This is a genomic window from Sphingomonas sp. AP28 (assembly GCF_056680455.1).
Window position 1 is genome coordinate 1 of record NZ_CM155283.1, and the last position, 18,025, is coordinate 18,025.

General features: G+C 63.8%; 18 protein-coding genes. 5 read left to right on the forward strand and 13 right to left on the reverse strand.

Features of this window, described 5'->3' with window-relative positions:
- Positions 1-237: 237 nt before the first annotated feature.
- The 3 genes from AC1MH0_RS00005 to AC1MH0_RS00015 form a co-directional block, all read right to left on the reverse strand.
- Entirely contained in the window at positions 238-732 is a 495-nt protein-coding gene (locus AC1MH0_RS00005; protein ID WP_480964111.1) for a nucleoside deaminase, read from the reverse strand.
- 55 nt (positions 733-787) lie between these two features.
- Positions 788-2,248, reverse strand: a complete 1,461-nt coding sequence (locus AC1MH0_RS00010) for an aminotransferase class I/II-fold pyridoxal phosphate-dependent enzyme (RefSeq protein WP_480964112.1) — start codon at positions 2,246-2,248, stop codon at positions 788-790.
- 302 nt (positions 2,249-2,550) lie between these two features.
- Positions 2,551-3,639, reverse strand: coding sequence for a YeiH family protein (locus AC1MH0_RS00015; RefSeq protein ID WP_480964113.1), 1,089 nt, complete (start codon positions 3,637-3,639; stop codon positions 2,551-2,553).
- A 108-nt stretch (positions 3,640-3,747) separates the two neighbouring features.
- On the opposite strand from AC1MH0_RS00015, the gene AC1MH0_RS00020 reads away from it, so the two are divergent.
- Positions 3,748-4,626 (forward strand): LysR substrate-binding domain-containing protein, encoded by an 879-nt coding sequence (locus tag AC1MH0_RS00020; RefSeq protein ID WP_480964114.1) that lies wholly within the window; start codon positions 3,748-3,750, stop codon positions 4,624-4,626.
- Positions 4,627-4,653: 27 nt separating this feature from the next.
- Here AC1MH0_RS00020 and AC1MH0_RS00025 read toward each other — a convergent pair whose 3' ends face one another.
- From AC1MH0_RS00025 to AC1MH0_RS00035, 3 genes are all read right to left on the reverse strand, one after another.
- Positions 4,654-5,094, reverse strand: a complete 441-nt coding sequence (locus AC1MH0_RS00025) for a YidH family protein (RefSeq protein WP_480964115.1) — start codon at positions 5,092-5,094, stop codon at positions 4,654-4,656.
- Entirely contained in the window at positions 5,094-6,179 is a 1,086-nt protein-coding gene (locus AC1MH0_RS00030) for a sulfite oxidase (protein ID WP_480964116.1), read from the reverse strand. The genes AC1MH0_RS00025 and AC1MH0_RS00030 overlap by 1 nt, the downstream gene beginning before the upstream one ends.
- A 210-nt stretch (positions 6,180-6,389) precedes the next feature.
- A complete protein-coding gene (locus tag AC1MH0_RS00035) occupies positions 6,390-6,824 on the reverse strand; it encodes a pyridoxamine 5'-phosphate oxidase family protein (protein ID WP_480964117.1) in 435 nt (144 codons plus the stop codon).
- Positions 6,825-7,098: 274 nt separating this feature from the next.
- Here AC1MH0_RS00035 and AC1MH0_RS00040 point away from each other — a divergent pair, with 274 nt between their 5' ends.
- The 4 genes from AC1MH0_RS00040 (at position 7,099) to AC1MH0_RS00055 (ending at position 10,273) form a co-directional block, all read left to right on the forward strand.
- A complete protein-coding gene (locus tag AC1MH0_RS00040; RefSeq protein ID WP_480964118.1) occupies positions 7,099-7,413 on the forward strand; it encodes a hypothetical protein in 315 nt (104 codons plus the stop codon).
- 59 nt (positions 7,414-7,472) lie between these two features.
- Positions 7,473-8,990: a sulfatase family protein gene (locus AC1MH0_RS00045; protein ID WP_480964119.1), complete on the forward strand. Its 1,518-nt coding sequence runs from the start codon at positions 7,473-7,475 to the stop codon at positions 8,988-8,990.
- Between the two features lie 93 nt (positions 8,991-9,083).
- A complete protein-coding gene (locus tag AC1MH0_RS00050; RefSeq protein ID WP_480964120.1) occupies positions 9,084-9,980 on the forward strand; it encodes a formylglycine-generating enzyme family protein in 897 nt (298 codons plus the stop codon).
- 41 nt (positions 9,981-10,021) lie between these two features.
- Positions 10,022-10,273, forward strand: a complete 252-nt coding sequence (locus AC1MH0_RS00055; protein WP_480964121.1) for a GCG_CRPN prefix-to-repeats domain-containing protein — start codon at positions 10,022-10,024, stop codon at positions 10,271-10,273.
- Positions 10,274-10,315: 42 nt separating this feature from the next.
- Here AC1MH0_RS00055 and AC1MH0_RS00060 read toward each other — a convergent pair whose 3' ends face one another.
- From AC1MH0_RS00060 to AC1MH0_RS00090, 7 genes are all read right to left on the reverse strand, one after another.
- Complete coding sequence (locus AC1MH0_RS00060) at positions 10,316-11,341, reverse strand: cellulase family glycosylhydrolase (RefSeq protein WP_480964122.1); 1,026 nt, start codon at positions 11,339-11,341, stop codon at positions 10,316-10,318.
- A 274-nt stretch (positions 11,342-11,615) separates the two neighbouring features.
- On the reverse strand, positions 11,616-12,053 hold the full coding sequence (locus AC1MH0_RS00065; RefSeq protein WP_480964123.1) for a periplasmic heavy metal sensor: 438 nt from the start codon (positions 12,051-12,053) through the stop codon (positions 11,616-11,618).
- A complete protein-coding gene (locus tag AC1MH0_RS00070; protein ID WP_480964124.1) occupies positions 12,046-12,450 on the reverse strand; it encodes a hypothetical protein in 405 nt (134 codons plus the stop codon). The genes AC1MH0_RS00065 and AC1MH0_RS00070 overlap by 8 nt, the downstream gene beginning before the upstream one ends.
- Positions 12,440-12,997: an RNA polymerase sigma factor gene (locus AC1MH0_RS00075; protein WP_480964125.1), complete on the reverse strand. Its 558-nt coding sequence runs from the start codon at positions 12,995-12,997 to the stop codon at positions 12,440-12,442. The genes AC1MH0_RS00070 and AC1MH0_RS00075 overlap by 11 nt, the downstream gene beginning before the upstream one ends.
- A gap of 38 nt (positions 12,998-13,035) precedes the next feature.
- Positions 13,036-13,434, reverse strand: a complete 399-nt coding sequence (locus AC1MH0_RS00080) for an EF-hand domain-containing protein (protein WP_480964126.1) — start codon at positions 13,432-13,434, stop codon at positions 13,036-13,038.
- Between the two features lie 1,079 nt (positions 13,435-14,513).
- The gene (gene cobA / locus AC1MH0_RS00085) at positions 14,514-15,332 is read right to left on the reverse strand and encodes a uroporphyrinogen-III C-methyltransferase (RefSeq protein WP_480964127.1); all 819 of its coding nucleotides are present in this window, start codon (positions 15,330-15,332) and stop codon (positions 14,514-14,516) included.
- Entirely contained in the window at positions 15,322-17,916 is a 2,595-nt protein-coding gene (locus AC1MH0_RS00090) for a molybdopterin-dependent oxidoreductase (RefSeq protein ID WP_480964128.1), read from the reverse strand. The genes cobA and AC1MH0_RS00090 overlap by 11 nt, the downstream gene beginning before the upstream one ends.
- Positions 17,917-18,025 lie beyond the last annotated feature (109 nt).

The window sequence follows — 18,025 nt, forward strand, 5'->3', positions numbered from 1 at the left end:
CGAACCCAGCTATACCGGAAATTCATGACTATTTGAGATATCTCACCGGCCGTCGGGCAGGGGGACTGCATCCGACGTGACCGCAGCTGCGAACGAAAATCATCGGCTGAAGTTAGAGAGTCTTAAACATCACGCGGATGTCCGAAACTGGATCGTCGCAAATGCGCGGGGGAGGGCGGCTTTCTCACCTTTGCTTGGTAGCCGTCGACAGTTCGTCGTTGATGGCCTGCTGCATGCTCATAGGTTGGCCTGTTCTTCCTCGCTCAGTTCATACTCAGGACCGTAATAGAGTTCCGCGCAGGCTTCGCGACGGGAGCCGCCCTCAATCTTGATATCGTCCCGATAGGCGTCGCCGATAAAACCGAGCGTATCAACGTGCTCGGCCTCGAAATACATGGGATGGACATCGCTGCGACCCGCACCGTAGACGACGCGGCCAACCTTCGACCAGATCGACGCCATCGTGCACATGCCGCACGGCTGCAGCGTCGAGTATAGTGTCGCCCCCCGTAGCTCCAGTTCTTCGGTCTGCTCACAAGCCCGACGGATCGCCATCATCTCGGCATGAGCGGTTGCGTCAGGCAACTCCTTGGTCTGATTGCGTTCGGCCGCAATCACCTTCCCGTCTAGCACGATGACGCATCCAAGCGGCGAGGTTGAGGGACCGGATCCTTTGGAGCGCGCGACGTCTATCGCCATTTGCATCCAGTGTTCGTCGGTATGAGCCTGCATTACGTATCCACCTAATTGCAGCTGCTGTAAGATTTGGCGGGTCGCTTCGGTTGCTTCAGCTCTGCACCACCCTCACGGTCGCTTCGGTCGGGTCGACCGGATCCATCACGAAAGCCCCGGCATCACGGTTCGCGACAAGCCATGCGACGTGCGCAGCAGTGATGCGCTGGCCCGGCACCAGCCGAGGGACGCCAGGTGGCGCGGGCGCGATCATTTCGGCCGCGACTCGTCCCGCAGCCGCCTCGTAGGCCACCATCTCGGCTGGGCCGTAGAGTGCCGTAGGCCCGGGCATCGTCATGTCGACGGACAGGGTGCCGATCCCGGGCACAGGCGAGATTGCCGGCAGGATGGAGGGATCGGAACTGAGCTGCTTTACGAGATCCTGCAAGCCCCGGACGAGCTTGCGGAGATCGGACCTGGTTGTGCCCAGCGATAGGACGGCCAGGATATGCCGGGCGTCGGACAGTCCCATGCTGACCCGGTGATGCTTGTAGAGCCAGTCGTCGATGGCATACCCCGATACGCCAAGCGCCGAGACGTTTATCAGCACCTTCGTAACGTCCAGATCGGTGCCTGCCGGCAAATCGTCGAGACCGAACACGCGTAACGGCGCGATACCGGCAATCGTCTTGCGGACCTTTTGTGCCAAGGCGATGACGCCGGCCCACATCTGCTCACCGTTTAGCGCGTGATCGCGCCGCGTCGCGTCGAGCGTGGCAAGGATCGGCACCGACGGGCTGGTGGTCTCGAAAAGCTCATAGGCCATCCACAGGCGCTGGCGATCGATTAGGTCGCCCTTGGCAACGATTACCGACCCCTGCGCGAGGGCTCCCATCGTCTTGTGGGCGCTGTAGACGGCGACATCCGCCCCCTTGGTCAGCGGATCGTCCGGCAGTCCTTCACAGAATGCGAATGCACCACCCCAGGCGGCATCGACGATCAGGGGAATGCCGTGATCGTGACAGACGGTGGCGAGCGCCGCTATATCGCTCGTCACGCCGTAATAGGTCGGGCTGACGACGATGAACGCCTTGGCGGTCGGGTGCGCCGCCAGGACGGCGCTAAGCGCCTGCGGCTCGACGCCGTGCTCGATGTCCCATGCCTCGTCGGTCTGTACGGAGACGACGACGGCATCGAGCCCTGTCGCCAGCGCGTAGGTGCGCTCGGCTTTGTGGGCGTTTGCGGCGATCAGGATGGTGTCACCCGGCCCGGCGACGGACGCCATCACGGTGTGAAGGCTCTGCGTGGATCCGCCGGTCACGAACCGGCAGAAGTCGGCATTCCAGGCCTCCGCCGCGATCTCGTGCGCCCGTTGAAGCGCGAGTTTTCCTTCGGTACGATCGTCGAGACCCTTCGGCGTGAGCACGTCAGCTTCGAAGACCCGCTTGCCCAGCAGTGCTTTCATGCCGCCGGGAATAGCCGAGCCTTGGTTGTGGCCCGGTGCTCCGAAGCCGATGACCGGCCTCTTCTCGATTGCCGCCAGCGCATCGGCCAACGGCGCACTCTTCTGATCCATGGCTAACCCTCTCGTGATCGAGTTCGTCAAACGCACGGACGCTGGAAAGCCCCGTGAGGATGATTGATCTTCTTTACCAAACCGGCAGTTATCCGTTGAGGACGCAACTGTTCGACGACCTGTCCTGAGCAAGTGTCAAAGGGTGCCTATATTGCTCAGCAGCTGCGTTGCGCATATTCGCCAACGTCAAATGAATGCCTGCGTCTGCCCGATGTGGCGTTCGTTCGGCCAGAGTCGTGTTCGCCTGGGAAGGCAACAGAGTCAGAATACGTACGCTCAGGCGACTTGCGGATAGTCGGAGATTACGCGAGATGAAGCACGGCAAGCAAAGCCAAGCTGATCGCTCCCAAGCTGAGCAGCGACAGAACCACCGCAGCCGTTACACGCCCACCTGCTTTAGCCACGACGCGCACATCCACCCCGAGGCCAAGTGCTGCCATGGACACCACCGTTAGCAACGTCGCGATATGACTAATTGGCGCGATGGCGACGGTTGGAACCAAGCCCAACGAGCGGCAGGCGACTAAGGCGAGGAAGCCGATGATAAACCATGGCACGAGGTGGGCGATGCCCGGCTGTATCGTCGCCTGACCGGCGGCAAGCTCGCCCTCTGGTATTGACTTAGGGGCAAGTCGTGGTGCTACCAGCGACAGGACAAGGCAGACCGGCCCAAGCATCAGCACGCGCATGAGCTTCACCAGCGTGCCTGTTTGCACGGCAATCGCGCCTAGCGGGGACGCCGCTGCGATGACCTGCGGCACTGCATAGACGGTAAGCCCGGCAAGCGCGCCATAGGCGAGGCCGTTCATGCACATCATGATCCCAAGTATTGGGAGGCCAAGTACCACCACCACGCCGAGCACGGCAGTGAACGCGATCGAGGCGGCGACATCGTCGCTGTCGGCACCGATCACGGGCGCGACCGCGGCAATGGCTGAGTTGCCGCAGATCGAATTGCCGCACGCGATCAGCAGCGCCATGCGCGTCGGGAGGCCGAGCAGCCGGCCGATACCAAAACTGAGCAGGATGGCGCTCGCCACCACTCCAGCAATGCCGATCAGAAGAGCAGGACCGGCCGCCAGAATACTGGCCGCGCTGACCGATGCGCCGAGTAGCACGACCGCGATCTCCAGCAGATATTTGGCACTGAAGGTGATGCCGGCATGCCATTTCGCGTCGGGGATCCACAGGCTGCGCACAGCCGTGCCGATCAGGATGGCGAGCACTAGCTCCTCCAGCCATGCCTTGCCGACAATCGCCCGCTCCCCTGCTTCCAGGGCATAGGCCGCGGCGGTCACAATCGTGCAGAGCGTGACGCCCGGCAACACGCCGTGATGGGTGCGGTCAGCGCGACATGCCGGTGTAGTTGCGTGAGATGCGAGAGTAGCCAAGGGGTATCCTTCCGGCACCTCAAATATGGCGTATCAATCGTTCGATCCAACGCATCGTTCTGCTTATTCCAATCGCACTTCGCGATTGATTAGGGTAGCGTCTGTTGCATGACACTCGAACAACTTCGCATCTTCGTCGGTGTCGCCGAGCGTGAACATATGACCGAGGCTGCCCGTGCCCTCCACGTCACGCAATCGGCCGCTTCGGCCGCCATTGCAGCTTTGGAGGCACGTCACGCTGTCAAGCTTTTCCACCGTGTCGGACGCGGCATAGCGTTGACCGAAGCCGGGCAGATGTTCCTTACGGAGGCACGCGGCGTTCTTGCGCGTGCCACTGCGGCAGAGACGATGCTGGAGGAGTTGGGCGGGCTTAAGCGCGGTACGCTTCGTGTCGTCGCCAGCCAGACGATCGCCGCCTATTTGCTGCCGCCGATCCTGGCCTCATTCCGTGATCGTTACCCAGCATTGTCGATCGAGCTGGCAATCGGCAATACCGGGCAGGCAGCGACCCGCGTTCACGAGGGTAAGGCCGACCTCGGCATTGTGGAGGGAGAGGTCGACGACCCAGCACTGGCGCACTGGCCGATCGGCGAGGACCAACTGGTGCTGGTCGGTTCCGTGCCGTTCACAAAGGTCACCGTCGATGCGGGTTGGTTGCGTCATGCACGCTGGGTAGAGCGCGAGCAGGGATCAGGCACCCGTTCGACTCTTGATCGCCATCTACGGACACTTGGCGTCGACCCTTCCATGCTCGACGTGGCGTTGGTGCTTCCGTCCAACGAGAGCGTGCGGACTGCTGTCGAAGCCGGTGCCGGTGTTGCCGTTCTCTCGTCGCTGGTCGTGGCCCCTGCGATCAAGGCAGGTACGCTTCACGCGGCACCGATCGCGTTCGGGCCACGAGCGTTCTACGGGCTACGTCACAAAGAGCGATATCGCACGAAAGCCGCGGATGCGCTGCTGGAACTGATCGCTTCACAGCCCGTATAGGGCATGGCTGGTAGCTGGCGTGTTGCGCTACGAGCGGGCCGTCCAGATGCCTACGAGGGCGGCCAACGACACTAGCATCAGAAATCCGTTCACGCCCATGAGTAACGCTACCGGCAAGCGCTTGACGTCCGGTCGCGGCGGTGGGGCGCCTGCTCCCATTTCCCGCCATACTGCGGCCGCGAAGCAGAAAGCGCTGAACAGGATCAGGACTGTCCCGGTAGCCGTGCCCAGCCATGGAAACACGACATCCTTGAGCAGTGCCCGCGCGCCGATGCCGGACGCGAGCGCCGCCAGCCCGGTTCGCACCCAGGCCGCGTAGGTTCGCTCACCGGCGAGGATCGTCCGGTCGGCTGCAAGCTCGGTGCGGCGATCGGCGCTGTCGACTTGCTGGACGGCACTGTCCTTCAACGTGCCGGCGCTCTCCGCCAGCTTCGCGTGTGCTTGATCCGAGTTCTCCAAGCGGGGCATCAGTCAGCAGTTATGGCGATGCGGTGCCAGGACGTCGAAAGGTAGCCCGCGAAGTTCCAGATCGCCTCGGGGCGTTCGGGCTGCATCTGCCCTGCCCCGTCGACGGCGCGCACGACCAGGACGTGAAGGCCGGGTGACAGATCGACCATGACACGCCACTGCGTCCAACTCCAGGGCGCGTCCGGTTTGATGGTCAACTCGGCCTGCCGCCAGTCATCTCCGCCATTGATGGAAATCTCGACGCGGGAAACGGCTCGCCCGAACGCGACGGCATAGCCCTCGATCGAGCAGGCACCCGAAGCGATACGCGCACCGTCCTCTGGCGAGCAGATTGCAGCATTGAGCGGCATTTCGTTGATGGTCAGACCCTGATCCCAATCTGCTTCCTCCTTCGTCACCGACGAGGGGAACAGTTTGTAATCCTTGGCTTGGATTGGGGCATCAGAGGGGCGATCCCTTACCTCGATCCGGGTTAGCCATTTGACGCTTCGAACCCCCGCATAGCCCGGCACGATTAGGCGCAGCGGTGCGCCATGCTCGGGCGCAAGCGGTTCACCGTTCATGGCCCAGGCGATCAACACGTCGGATTCGCGGGCCTTGGCAAGAGGGATCGAGGCGCCGAACGGGGCCGTCTCACCATCGACGTTAACGTCATCCGCGCCAGTGGTGCCGATGAACGAAGCACCCACCTGAACCCGGGCTGCGGCGAGAATGTCGCGGAGTGCCACGCCGGTCCATTCCGCGTTGCCGATCGCGCCTACGTCCCAGGGATCGCCCGACGTTTTTCTGACGCTCTGCAGGTGGGCTCTGCGATTGCCGGCGCACTGCATCGTCGCCGTGACTGTTCGGGCCGGGAATGCAGCCTGAAGTTCGGCCATCGCGAATGAGCGCGGTCGGTCAACAAGGCCGTTCAGCAATACGCAGTGATCATCGGCCAGCTCCGGGGTCGGACCATGACTGCGAATGTAGAAATGCGCCTGCGGCGTCAGGAACGACGCGATCAGCTGGTGAGGGGCAGTCTCCGCATTGAGCGGGTCCTGGGAGCGAAGGATCAGACTCCGTGCGGCGCGGGCAGGTGCGGTCATGCGCTTGGCATACCAGCTCGCAATCCACATCGTAACCGATCGTTTTGAGGGGCGCGGCTTGCGCGGCAAAGACGATCGTTACTGATAGGCCACCTGGGTAGCGGGGGTGCGGTGGCTATGACGACGTCAAAGAAAGGCTGTTTTAGACGCTCGAAACTCAGGACTTCCGCGCCGCGGAAGTCCTGTCCGGTACGGGCTCTAGTGCCTTACTCAGACTGTGATCTCGCCCTCGTTGCTACCATCCCAATAGCGGATCGCCTTTGCGTCAACACGGATCATCACGATGCCGGGTGTGTCAATCCCCTCGGGAAAGTATCGATCGAGATCCTTGGTCCAGTGATCGGCAAACGCGGCTTTGTCATCGATCAGCGCAGCTGCGCCTTCGAAAGTTACAAACAGCGGGGGACCGCCGAGCATACCGACTGCACCGGTATAGCTGAGCGTGACATGCGGATCAGCGCGCAGATCGGTGATCTTCCGCGAGTTTTGGTATGCGAAGAAGTAGCTATCACCTTGATATTCGACATCGCCGTTGTTGCTCATCGGGCGGGCTGTCAGGGTGCCGTTGAGTGAACGAGTGGCCATCATCGTGAAATCCAGCTTCGCCATTTTCTTTGACAGGTCGTGTAGGCTGAGATCCGACATCGTGTTGCTCCCTCAATGCAGGGCCATGAAGTATGCCCGAACGGATGCAACGAACGTAGTGACGTGTCGGCTGCGCGCGCTGATGCAACCATCGGTACACATCGCCAGAAAGCCGCACTCTTACGAGGTAGCAGCCTTCACGTTTCTTCACCTTCGTCCGGCCATCTCGATCGCGGGTCGCAATCGGAAAAACTGCGAGCCTTAACTTTCAAATATTTCCCGCGACGGAATCGTTCGATGCCCGCGTTGAAAGAGCAGTAACAAGGAGAATGAGATGTCGAAGCTACGTTTTACCGCTGCCCTCACGGCAGCGTTGGTGCTCGCCGGGGCCGCAGATGCGCAGAGCGTCAACCAGCGTCAGGGCCGTCAACAGGCGCGCATCAATCAGGGCGTTGCCAGCGGGCGCCTGACTGCCGGTGAGGCCGTTCGCGACGAGCGCCAGCAGGGTCGTATCAATGCCACCGAAGCGCGTATGCGCGCGAACAACGACGGCCACCTGAACGGCAACCAGCGTGCTCGCCTTGAGAACCGTCAGAACCGGGCCAGCGCGCATATCTACAACAGCAAGCACAACCGCCGCGGTTACTGAGCCACAGCCGGGGCGGCCCCTGCCGCCCCGGCCTTCCGTTATGCTGTGGAGAGGCCCTGATGAACCGTCGTGATTTCGTTCAGGCGACGGCTGCAGTCGCAGCGATCTCTTCAACCGGCGTGCGTGCTGCGAGCGCGCGACGACGGCCCAATCTCCTCTATGTTTTCAGCGATCAGCACCGCGCCGCGTCATTGCCAGGCGAGCCTTTCAACCAGGCCGCGGCCCCGAACCTCGACGCGTTCCGTCATGCGAATTTCTCGATGGATCGGTGCGTCTCTAACTATCCGCTTTGCACACCGTATCGTGGTATCCTGATGAGTGGCCGCTGGCCGTATCAGACGGGTCTGACCCGCAACAACGTCGCGCTGCCGTCGAACGAGATCTCGCTCGGCCGCGTGTTTCGCGGTGCCGGCTACCACACCGGTTATGTCGGCAAGTGGCATCTGCAGGGTCGCGGGAACGCGTTCATACCTGCCGGTCCCGATCGCCAGGGGTTTGAAGACTGGCATGTCTGGGCGCGGACCAACGCGCACTACCGCTCGTGGACTTACGATCCCGATACAGGCGCCCGGACCCAGCCTGACGGCTGGAACTGTACGACGATGACCGATCAGGCGATCACCCTCATCGAGCGACAGCACGGCGCGACCAAGCCGTGGATGTTGATGGTGTCGTGGAATCCGCCGCACCCGCCTTACAACCCACCCGCGCAGGATGCTGAACGTTACCCTCCCGACCAGCTCAAGCTGCGACCCAACGTCTCGTTCCCCCTGCAAGGAAAGTCCGCGGCCGGTGAAGCGCGACCACTGACTGGCGCCGAGCCGCTGCGTGCGGCAATGCAGGGCTATTATGGTGCGATCAGCGGCGTCGATGCGGAGTTCGGGCGGCTGCTCGCCGCGTTGGAGGCCAGTGGTCAGGCGGAAGACACGATCGTCGTCTACACCTCCGACCACGGCGATATGATGGGCTCGCAGGGCCGTATGGCAAAGCAGGTGCCCTTCGAGGAGTCCTGTCGGGTCCCGTTCTTCATCCGCTACCCTGGGGTGACGCCCAAAGGCCGCACGTCCGACATGCTGTTCGCTGCCATCGACATCTACCCCACCTTATGCGCGTTGGCTGGCCTACCAGTCCCGCGTCACTGCGCCGGGCGTGACATGTCAGCCGTGATGCGCGGTGGCAGTGTCGAGGCGTCGCAAGCCGTGTTCCTGATGAACCAGCTGCCGCCTGCAGCCGATGGTTTGGAGGCAAACGGTGAGGACGGCGATGCGGGAGGGACGGCGTCAGACAGCACCGTACGCGAGGGACGGGAGACGCGATCGGGCCACCAGTTCATCAACCAGCCGACCTATCGTGGTTTGCGGACCGACACCCATACCTACGCTGTTGCCGAGAGCGGTCGTTGGTGCCTTTACGACAACGTCGCCGACCCGTTCCAGATGAAGAATCTGGTCCGTGACCCGGCGCACCAGGCGATGATGACGGGTTTCGACAAGCAGATCGGGGCATGGTTGATATCGGCCGGCGATCCCTTTCCGCTGGCAGATGCGGTCACACGCATCACCGACTTCCCGACCTGAGTGCTGATGGGCTGTTGTTCTCCCGATCACCCAAGCCAGCCACCGCGCTTGCGTCCGCTGCATGTCGGGGTGTGTTCCACCTCGGCTGACCCGATGGTCGAGATCCCGGGCGGCGTGTTCCGGATGGGTTCGGACGATCCGCTTGGGTTCCCCGAGGATGGGGAGGGGCCGGTTCGTGCCGTGCGCCTTCGGTCCTTCCTGATCGACGCGACCGCCGTGACCAACGCATCCTTTGCGCGCTTCGTGGAGGCGACCGGCCATGTCACCGATGCCGAACATCTGGGCTGGTCCTTCGTGTTCGTAGGTGAATTGCAATCTAGCGATCCGGTCGTAGAGCAGGCGCCCTGGTGGGCGGCAGTCGAGGGTGCTGACTGGCGTCACCCATCTGGCCCCAAGAGCGACATCGGCGACCAAGGCGATCAGCCGGTCGTCCATGTATCGTGGCACGATGCACTGGCCTATGCCGGCTGGGCCGGCAAGCGCCTGCCGACCGAGGCGGAATGGGAGTGCGCGGCACGCGGGGGGCTCGACCAACAGCTCTATCCCTGGGGCAATGCATTCATGCCCGACGGCGATCCGCGCTGTCGGATCTGGGATGGACCGTTCCCAAATCGACGAGCCGGTTCCCCACCGCCCGGCACGGGGCCGGTGCTTGAGTTCCCGGCCAACGGCTACAGCGTGTACGGCATGGCCGGCAACGTCTGGGACTGGTGCGCCGACTGGTTCGATCCAGCGCATCATGTCTTTGCATCGCGGGACAATCCACACGGTCCCGCCAGTGGCGAGCGTCGGGTGCTGCGGGGCGGCTCGCATCTGTGCCACCCCTCCTATTGCAATCGCTACCGCGTCGCCGCCCGTAGCAGCAGCACCCCTGAGAGCAGTACCGGGCATATCGGCTTTCGCTGTGCTCGAGACATGCCAAGCGGTAACTTGGTCGCGCGGGCGAAACGAGCTGCGACGGAAACCGCTGCCGGTAACGTTGAACGATAGTCCGGCTCAGATCCGGATGCGTAAGCAAATGAGAGGTCATCATGAAGATGCTTATTCTGGCGGCTCTGGCCGCCACAACAACGCTCGGTGTTGTATCTACCGCCGACGCTGCCCAGGGATGCGGGCGGGGCTTCCACCGCGGCGGCTATGGGCGCTGTATTCCCAATCGCGGGCCTGGGTACGGGCGGCGTGGTCCTGTAATCGGGGTGTTCTACCCCGGCCGCGGCTATTGGCATGGCGGGCGGTATTGGGGGCACCGTTCCCGCTGGCATGGCGGTTGGCGTTACCGCTGAGTGAATCATTGGCCGGGGCACCAGCGGTGCCCCGGCTCTACGTCACCTCCCGTCCGCTGCGGTGAGCGGACGACCGTAATTCGTCGTGAACAGCGTGTGGACCAGCTGCCCCGAATTACCCATCGGATTGGCCGGCGTCGATCCATCATAGGTCGTCGGCGCCCATCCCGGCACCCTCTGTGTCATCACCCCCGGCACGTCGAACGCACCGCCGCCCAGCGGAATCGCATGCTCGCGCAGGTAGTTCAGCAGGTCGACCGCAACCTGATAGCTAGTCAGGTTGCCAAGGCCGATATCGGCGCCGAACCCGGCGGACCATTCATCGGCCCAAACCGGCATTTTGGCGCTCGGAATACCAAAATCCACATCCCATTTGCTCTCGTCGTCGCTACCGCGTTGATAGGGGTGGACCGCGTAGACGACACGGCCGAGCGGATCGTTGATCGTCGGCACCCCGTCGAGCGTGCGACCGATCCCCAGCCCGTCGAGGACCATGACATTCTGGCTGCCGGCTGCACGCAGATGGTCGAGCAGCGGCTGCATGCCGACCGCGACGGGATCGCTCGCGCCGGCAGCGTTGGTGCCGCCATTGGCCCATAGCACCCAGTTCGCGGCGCTCTTGGACGGTCGCGGCTCGTTATAGAGCTCGTAGAGCACGCCACGATCTGTACCGAAGGTCGCGTTGAGCGCGTCCCAGTCGCGCACCGTCTCGGCGGTGGCAAAAGGGTTGAACCCTGTCTCGCCGCTATTGGTCTCGTCTTGCATCGAGATCATGACAACGAACCCGGCAGCGCGTGCCTGCTTGATCGCGGCGGTGACGCTGGCGGTATAGGCGGCGTCGTAGAGTGGCGATTGCGGATCGAGCGACGGCTGACTGACCTGGAAGCGAAGCGTGTCGGCGCCGAACGCCGTCGCTGCGGCCAGTTCGGCCGCCCCGTAGTTCACGGTCCCCGTGTACGTTCCAGGCAGATTGGCCTGCAGATATGCCGGCGTGGCTACAAAGCCACGGATCACGACGCTTCGCGGCATCCAGGCTTGGCCGTTGAGGGTGAGGTGAAGCCCGGACACGCCGACCGCCTGCGCTGCCACCGGCGTGGGAGCGGGCGTTGGCGTGGGTGAAGGTGCTGGCGTCGGGGTCGGCGTTGCGCCCGGGACAACGGCAATAGGCGCCGAAGTAGCACCACCCCCGCTACCGCAGGCTGCGACGCAGAGAAGGGCGGCAGTCGTCATCAGACGCGTTATCAGGATTGTTCTCAATGGAGCGTGACCTTCTGTTCGGTTCGTTGCCCGTTGAACGGCGCGTCACCGTAAATCCGTCGCGACGCCGGCGTCGCCATGGGCGTCAGCGATCCCGCTTGCGTATTCTGCTGGTCAACGCATTCGCAATGCTCTGGCGGTCCGCCTGCGGGAGCGTGGCGGCAAAATCCACGGCGCGATCTTCGACGATCGCACGAACCCGGGCGTCGTTGGCGCGAGCCTGCGCAAGCGACGCCTTGATCGCGACCGCATTCGGTACTGGCTCGCCTAGCAGTCTTGCTGCCTCCGCCTTTGCGGCGTTGCTGTCGACGATGAGCGGTCGTACTGACGCACGTGCCTGACGCAGGTTGGTACGGAACGCACGGCGCTCTTCGCTTGGCAGTTCCGAGCCGATCACGCGCAGCGCGCCCGCGGCGATCATGCGGTGACCACCCTTCAGCCAGACCGTTCCGCCGATGAGTGCCCCTGCAAGGAACAGGTTGAGCAGCAGCGAGGCTACAACAAGAACGCGCATCCTACCCATTGCTGTCACTCCCGGTCGGAAGGTCGCCGAAGACCGTCATGCTGTCTGCCTGACTTGCGGGTGTAAGGATCGTCGTAGCCGCGATGCCGGCCGTGGCGCCTGACAGAGCCACGGTCATCCCGATCGCAGTCCACCAGATTTTGACTGATCGCGCGATCGAGGTTTTGGGCGCACCCGCAAGGACGCGGGCCGCGAGTATTTTACTCGGGACCGGTACCCGCCAGCCGTCGAGTGCCTCGTCGAGGTTCAGTGCGTCGGCAAGGATAGCTCTCCCCTGCGGCGTTCTGGACAAGAGCAGCGCGTCATCCTTCTCGTCACCCGGCCACCGTGCGATCACACCGCCGTAAGCATCCGCCAGCGCCTGGAAACGCGTGAGGCTGAAAGACTCAGATGTCATCGTTCGCTCCTTTCCGCGAGAGTTGTGCGCGCAAGGTCCGTCGACCGCGCGCCAGCAGGGATTCCAGCGCCTCGACGCTGACCCCCAGCGCCTCGGCTGCGGCCGCGCCCGTCAGATCCTGATAATGAACGAGCAATATGGCCTCTCGTTGACGTTCTGGGAGCGCGGTGATCGCAGCTGCGACCGCCCCGTCGCGTTCTGCCGTGACAAGCGTAGCCTCGGCATCGGGCGCAGGGTCGGCAAGGTCGATGACCGCATCGCTCGTGATCTCGCGCCGACGACGCAGTCGATCGCGGCACAGATTGAGGACGACCGTGTGCAGCCAGGTATCGAACCGCGCACGCTCTGGCTGCCAGCTGCCAGCTTGCCGCCAGACACGGACGAATGCCTCCTGGGCGACGTCCTCCGCTTCCGCGGTATCGCGCAGCATGCGGTTCGCCAAGCCGACGATGCGCGGGAGCTTGCCCGTGACGAGCAAGCGCGCCGCTGTCGGATCGCCGCGTGAGAGGCGCGACAGCAGCGCTACATCGGGATCGGGGTTGTCCAAATTGGGCGCACCTTACCGGCATGGTTCCTTACCCGATGTCATTCGCCGGCGTCGTCAGCTGGACCGGCGCCACGACCGGGAGCTGACCCAGGTCCAGCCTTGCGCTCCTCACGGGTCAGCCGACCGTCGCCATTTACGTCTAGCCGTCGAAAACGCTTGCTGGCGGCCGTATTAATCTCTGGGCTGTCCACAAAGCCGTCGCGGTTGCGGTCGAGATGCGTGAACCGCTTTGCGGGATCACCCTTGCCGGTCGCCATTGCTGCCACGAATTCTGCTCGGCTCACGCGGCCGTCGTGGCTGGTATCCGCTGCCATCACTTTGCGTTCGCGACGCTGCTGGAACTGCTGAAGGCTCCAGCCACTGGCGTTATCGCGCTGGTTCGATGACCGCGCAGTGCCCGAGCTGGCGGGATTGGTAGCCTGAGCATCGCTAGCCACGGTTGATTGCTTCTGATTTCCGCCAGGCTGCTTGGCACACGCCGCTGTGGGAAGAGCGCCTGCGACCATCAACGCTAACGCTACGATCCGCCGATCCATCATGATCATGAAGTTGCCTATGCCGATTGAACCTGTGTCGTCCGGTTTAACGTCAGGCTGATCCGTTTCCGTCGGTTGCGCGAATGAAAAAGCGGCGCAGCCTTCGGCGTAATCCGTGTGGATCAGGCAGCTCCCCCACTGAGGCGCGATTATCCATAAAATGCCGGTACCCGAACAACACGCGTTGCCTGCTCTTAATCGCGTTCAATTGGGCAACTGTCGCGGACATCACACAGCTTGTTCGCATTGTGGGTTCGCGAGGCGTGTGTCGCCGTACCAGCTACACTGTAGCCTGCGAACCACGCTTGGCAGGCCTCGTAATTATGAATGGGCCACGGGCAATCCCATGGCGTCCTACCTGTTTTTGCCGCCTGTATGCCTTGCATATGAGCTATCGCGGACAGATGAAGGCTTTCGCGCATTGCGCACGGATGACAATTTTTTCTAACGAATTCAACGCTGAACAGGTTAACCACCTCATCGAACTTCACCGCGTACCAACGACTTGCAGAGAATTCGCGAGTCCCGATCCAGTAATCACGAATTATGTCCGCAGCCGTTCGACAGTCGTCATGGGCCATCGGAATTCTCAGCGGCGGCTCCCAAAGTTAGACCAGCCCATCTTCCTGCTCCAACCCAGACACTATCGAAATTCTATACTTTTCGGGAAAGGCCGCAGCTTCAGGCAACGTGCGCTAACGCAATCTACCTTCTGATAACGGACGCTCTGAATTCCTCTCCCATCACAACGTTCATGCTGGAAAATCGCAAATAGATAGTGATTAACACGGACGTGAATGAGTGTCTGAAGTTGGGAAGCGGGGAAGGGCGCGCGAATGTCCGGGTATGGGTCATTTGCTACCCAACCCGCCGGGAGCACGTACCCCAACCGCCTGCCGAGCAAGAAGCGCAGTACTACGCCGGCTCGTGGTAGATTCCCAATTCCGGAAGTGCCAGTCGCCAAGAGAGATCGTCAGTTCTCAGTGCAAACTGCCCTCGGGCAAGATTTGATCCGCACGAGCTGTCACCGTCGATAGCAAGCCGGAATACCCTTTACGTTCGTCGCGTGCCGCGGCGACGGCTTCGCCGATCAGCAGCAGTGATGGATCGCTGTCGCTTATCGTCTCGACCAGGAAGGCGAGCGCGGACAATCGGCCCCGGATGATGCGTTCACTTGGGAGAGAGACGTTGACCGCGACCAGCACCGCTGTGTCGGGCGCCCGACCGGCTGCGATCAGGTTGCGCGCGATCTCGCCGGCAGCGGCGCGGCCCATGTAGATGGCGAGCGTGGCATCGGGTGCGGCGAGGGCGGTCCAGTCGAGGTCGAGCACTTCGCCGGCGCGGGCGTGCGCGGTGACGAAGGTGAGTTTGCGGGCGAGGCTACGGAGCGTCAGCGAGGCGCCGCCCGATGCTGCGGCGGCGCTAGCGGCGGTGATGCCGGGGCATATCTTCACCGCTATGCCGTTGGCCGCGAGATGCTCCATTTCCTCAGTCGAGCGGCCGAAGATCGAGGGATCGCCGCCCTTCAGGCGGACGACTCTCTTGCCGGCTTTCGCGGCGGTGGCGAGCAGGGCGTTGATCGATGCCTGGTCCTTCGAATGGCGGCCCGACCGCTTGCCGACGCCGACCTGCTCGGTGCCGGAGGGTATGAGCGCCAGGATTCCGGGGCCGACCAGCGCGTCGAAGAAGATGATGTCGGCGTCGGCGAGCAGTCGTTCTGCTTTCCGCGTTAGAAGGTCGGGATCGCCGGGGCCAGCGCCGACCAGCCAGACCGAACCGGCGGGGAAATCATGCGACATGGGCTGATCCTTGCGTGACGAGGAGTTTGGCGAGGGCAGGGCGGCACGATCCGCAATTGGTGCCGGCTTTCAGCGCCGCCCCGATCGCGGAGACGTCGGCGAGATGCTGGTCGGCGATCGCGGCGAGGATGGTCTTCAACCCGACGTCGAAGCACGCGCAGACGATCGACCCGCGGTCGACCTGAACGCCCGGCGCGCGGCCCGCGAGCAGGGTGGGCGCGGCGATGGCCTCGCTCAGTTGCGCGACGAGCCAGTCGCGGGGCGGGAGCATGCCGTCCCGGGTAACGAACAGGACGGCGGCGAGCCTGCCGCCCTCCAATATCGCGATCCGGCGTGAGCCCCGAGCCGCATCGACCGCCTCGATCCGGTGGCCCTTCGGCAGCAACGCGTCGAGTGCGGTGGCGTCGCCGTTGCCCGCCATGTCCCACGCCGTTCCCCCCGGTACCGCGACGCGCGTCGCCCACAGGCAATCGGGGCGCGTCGCCAGTTCGCCGCGGACCACGACGAAGCCGCGCCATTCGGTCGCGACGGGCTCGATCCGCACCGGCGTGGATTTGAAACCCGGCTGACCCGAGACGGGGTCGGCGAGCGGGCGAGGGAGCAGCCCGGCACGGCCACCGGTCGCGGTGCGGTCGGTCCAGTGGATTGGCACGAACAGTTCGCCGATCCGCTGCGTCGCGACGACGGTTGCGCGGAAGACACTGTCGTCCTGCGGCGTCGTCACGCGCGCCAAGCCGCCATCGACGATTCCCAGCCGCACCGCGTCGTCGGGGTGAATCTCGACCAGCGGTTCCTCGCGGTGGCGCGCGAGCTTGGGCGACAGGCCGGTGCGCGTCATCGTGTGCCACTGGTCGCGGTAGCGCCCGGTGTTGAGCGTCATTGGCCATTGCGCGAGCGGCGCGGCAACCGGCTTTTGCGCCAATGCTACGAGGCGCGCACGGCCATCGGGTGTCGAAAACCGGCCGTCTGCGAAGGGCGCGCCACCCCAGCGGAACGGCGTCATCGCATCGTATTCCGCATTGCCTTTCGCGGCGTGACCAGGAAGCGCGAACAGCCGCTTGCCGCCGTTCTCATACGCCGACAACCGGCAATGTTCGCGCCAGATCTCGGCCGGGCGGTCATAGGAAAACGCCGTCTTCCAGCCCATTCGCCGCCCGACTTCGGAGATGATCCACCAGTCCGGTTTTGCGTCGCCGGGCGCGGCCATGAACGCGCGCTGGCGGCTGATCGTGCGGTCCGAATTGGTGACGGTGCCGTCCTTCTCGCCCCACGCGGCGGCAGGCAGGCGGACATGCGCGTGGACCGAAGTGTCGGTCGTTTCGATCACGTCGGAGACGACGACGAACGGGCAGGCGGCCAGCGCCTCGCGCACGCGGCCGGCATCGGGCATCGACACCGCGGGGTTGGTCGCCATCACCCACAGCGCCTTGATCCGGCCGTTGCCGAGTTCCCGAAACAGGTCGACCGCCTTCAGCCCAGGCTTGGTCGCCATGTTCGGTGCGGCCCAGAACCGCCCGACACGGGCGACGTTCTCGGGCGCGAAATCCATGTGCGCGGCGAGTGAAGACGCGAGCCCACCGACCTCGCGCCCGCCCATCGCGTTGGGCTGGCCGGTGATCGAGAAGGGCGCCGCACCCGGCTTGCCGATGCGGCCGGTGGCGAGATGGAGGTTGGTGATCGCGTTGACCTGATCGGTGCCCGACAGCGACTGGTTCACGCCCTGGCTGAACATAGTGACGGTCTTCGGCGTCGCGGCGAACAGTTCGAAGAAGCGCCGGAGGTCCTGCGGCGAAACGTCGCAGATGCGCGCCACCGACCACAGGTCGCTGCCCTCGCCGATCTGGTCCCAGAACGCATCGGGCGTCGCTACATGTGCGGCGAGATAGTCGTAGTCGACCACGCCCGCGTCACGGCACCACGCGAGCAAGCCGTTCATCAGCGCGACGTCAGTGCCCGGACGGATCGCGAGATGCAGGTCGGCCTCGTCCGCGGTCTCGGTCCGGCGCGGGTCGATCACCACCAGTTTCGCGCCCGCGTCGCAGCGCGCGCGGATGCGTTGATACACGATCGGATGGCACCAGGCGGTGTTCGATCCGACCAGCACGATCAGGTCGGCGGCGTCGAGATCGTCGTAGCTCGCGGGGACGATGTCTTCGCCGAACGCGCGCATGTGGCCCGCGACCGCGCTCGCCATGCACAGCCGCGAATTGGTGTCGATGTTGGCCGAGCCGATGAAGCCCTTCATCAGCTTGTTGGCGACGTAATAGTCCTCGGTGAGGAGCTGGCCGGAGACGTAGAAGGCGACGCTGTTGGGACCGTGCTGCGCGACCGTGTCGCGGAAGCGCTTCGCGACGAGGTCGAGCGCCTTGTCCCAGGATGCCCGGCGCTGGCCGATCGTCGGGGTGAGGAGGCGGCCTTCGAGCCCGATCGTCTCGCCGAGATGCGTGCCCTTCGAACAGAGCTTGCCGGTATTGGCGGGGTGGTCGGGGTCGCCCTTGATCGTGACGCTGCGTTCGCCGGTCGGGGTCGCGAGGATACCGCAGCCGACACCGCAATACGCGCACGTCGTGCGAACGGCCGCCATTAGCCCTCTCCCCCTTGGGGAGAGGGTTGGGTGAGGGGTAGTTGGGACGAGCTGCACGCGCCCCAACCCCTCACCCCGGCCCTCTCCCCAGCGGGGAGAAGGAGCAGTG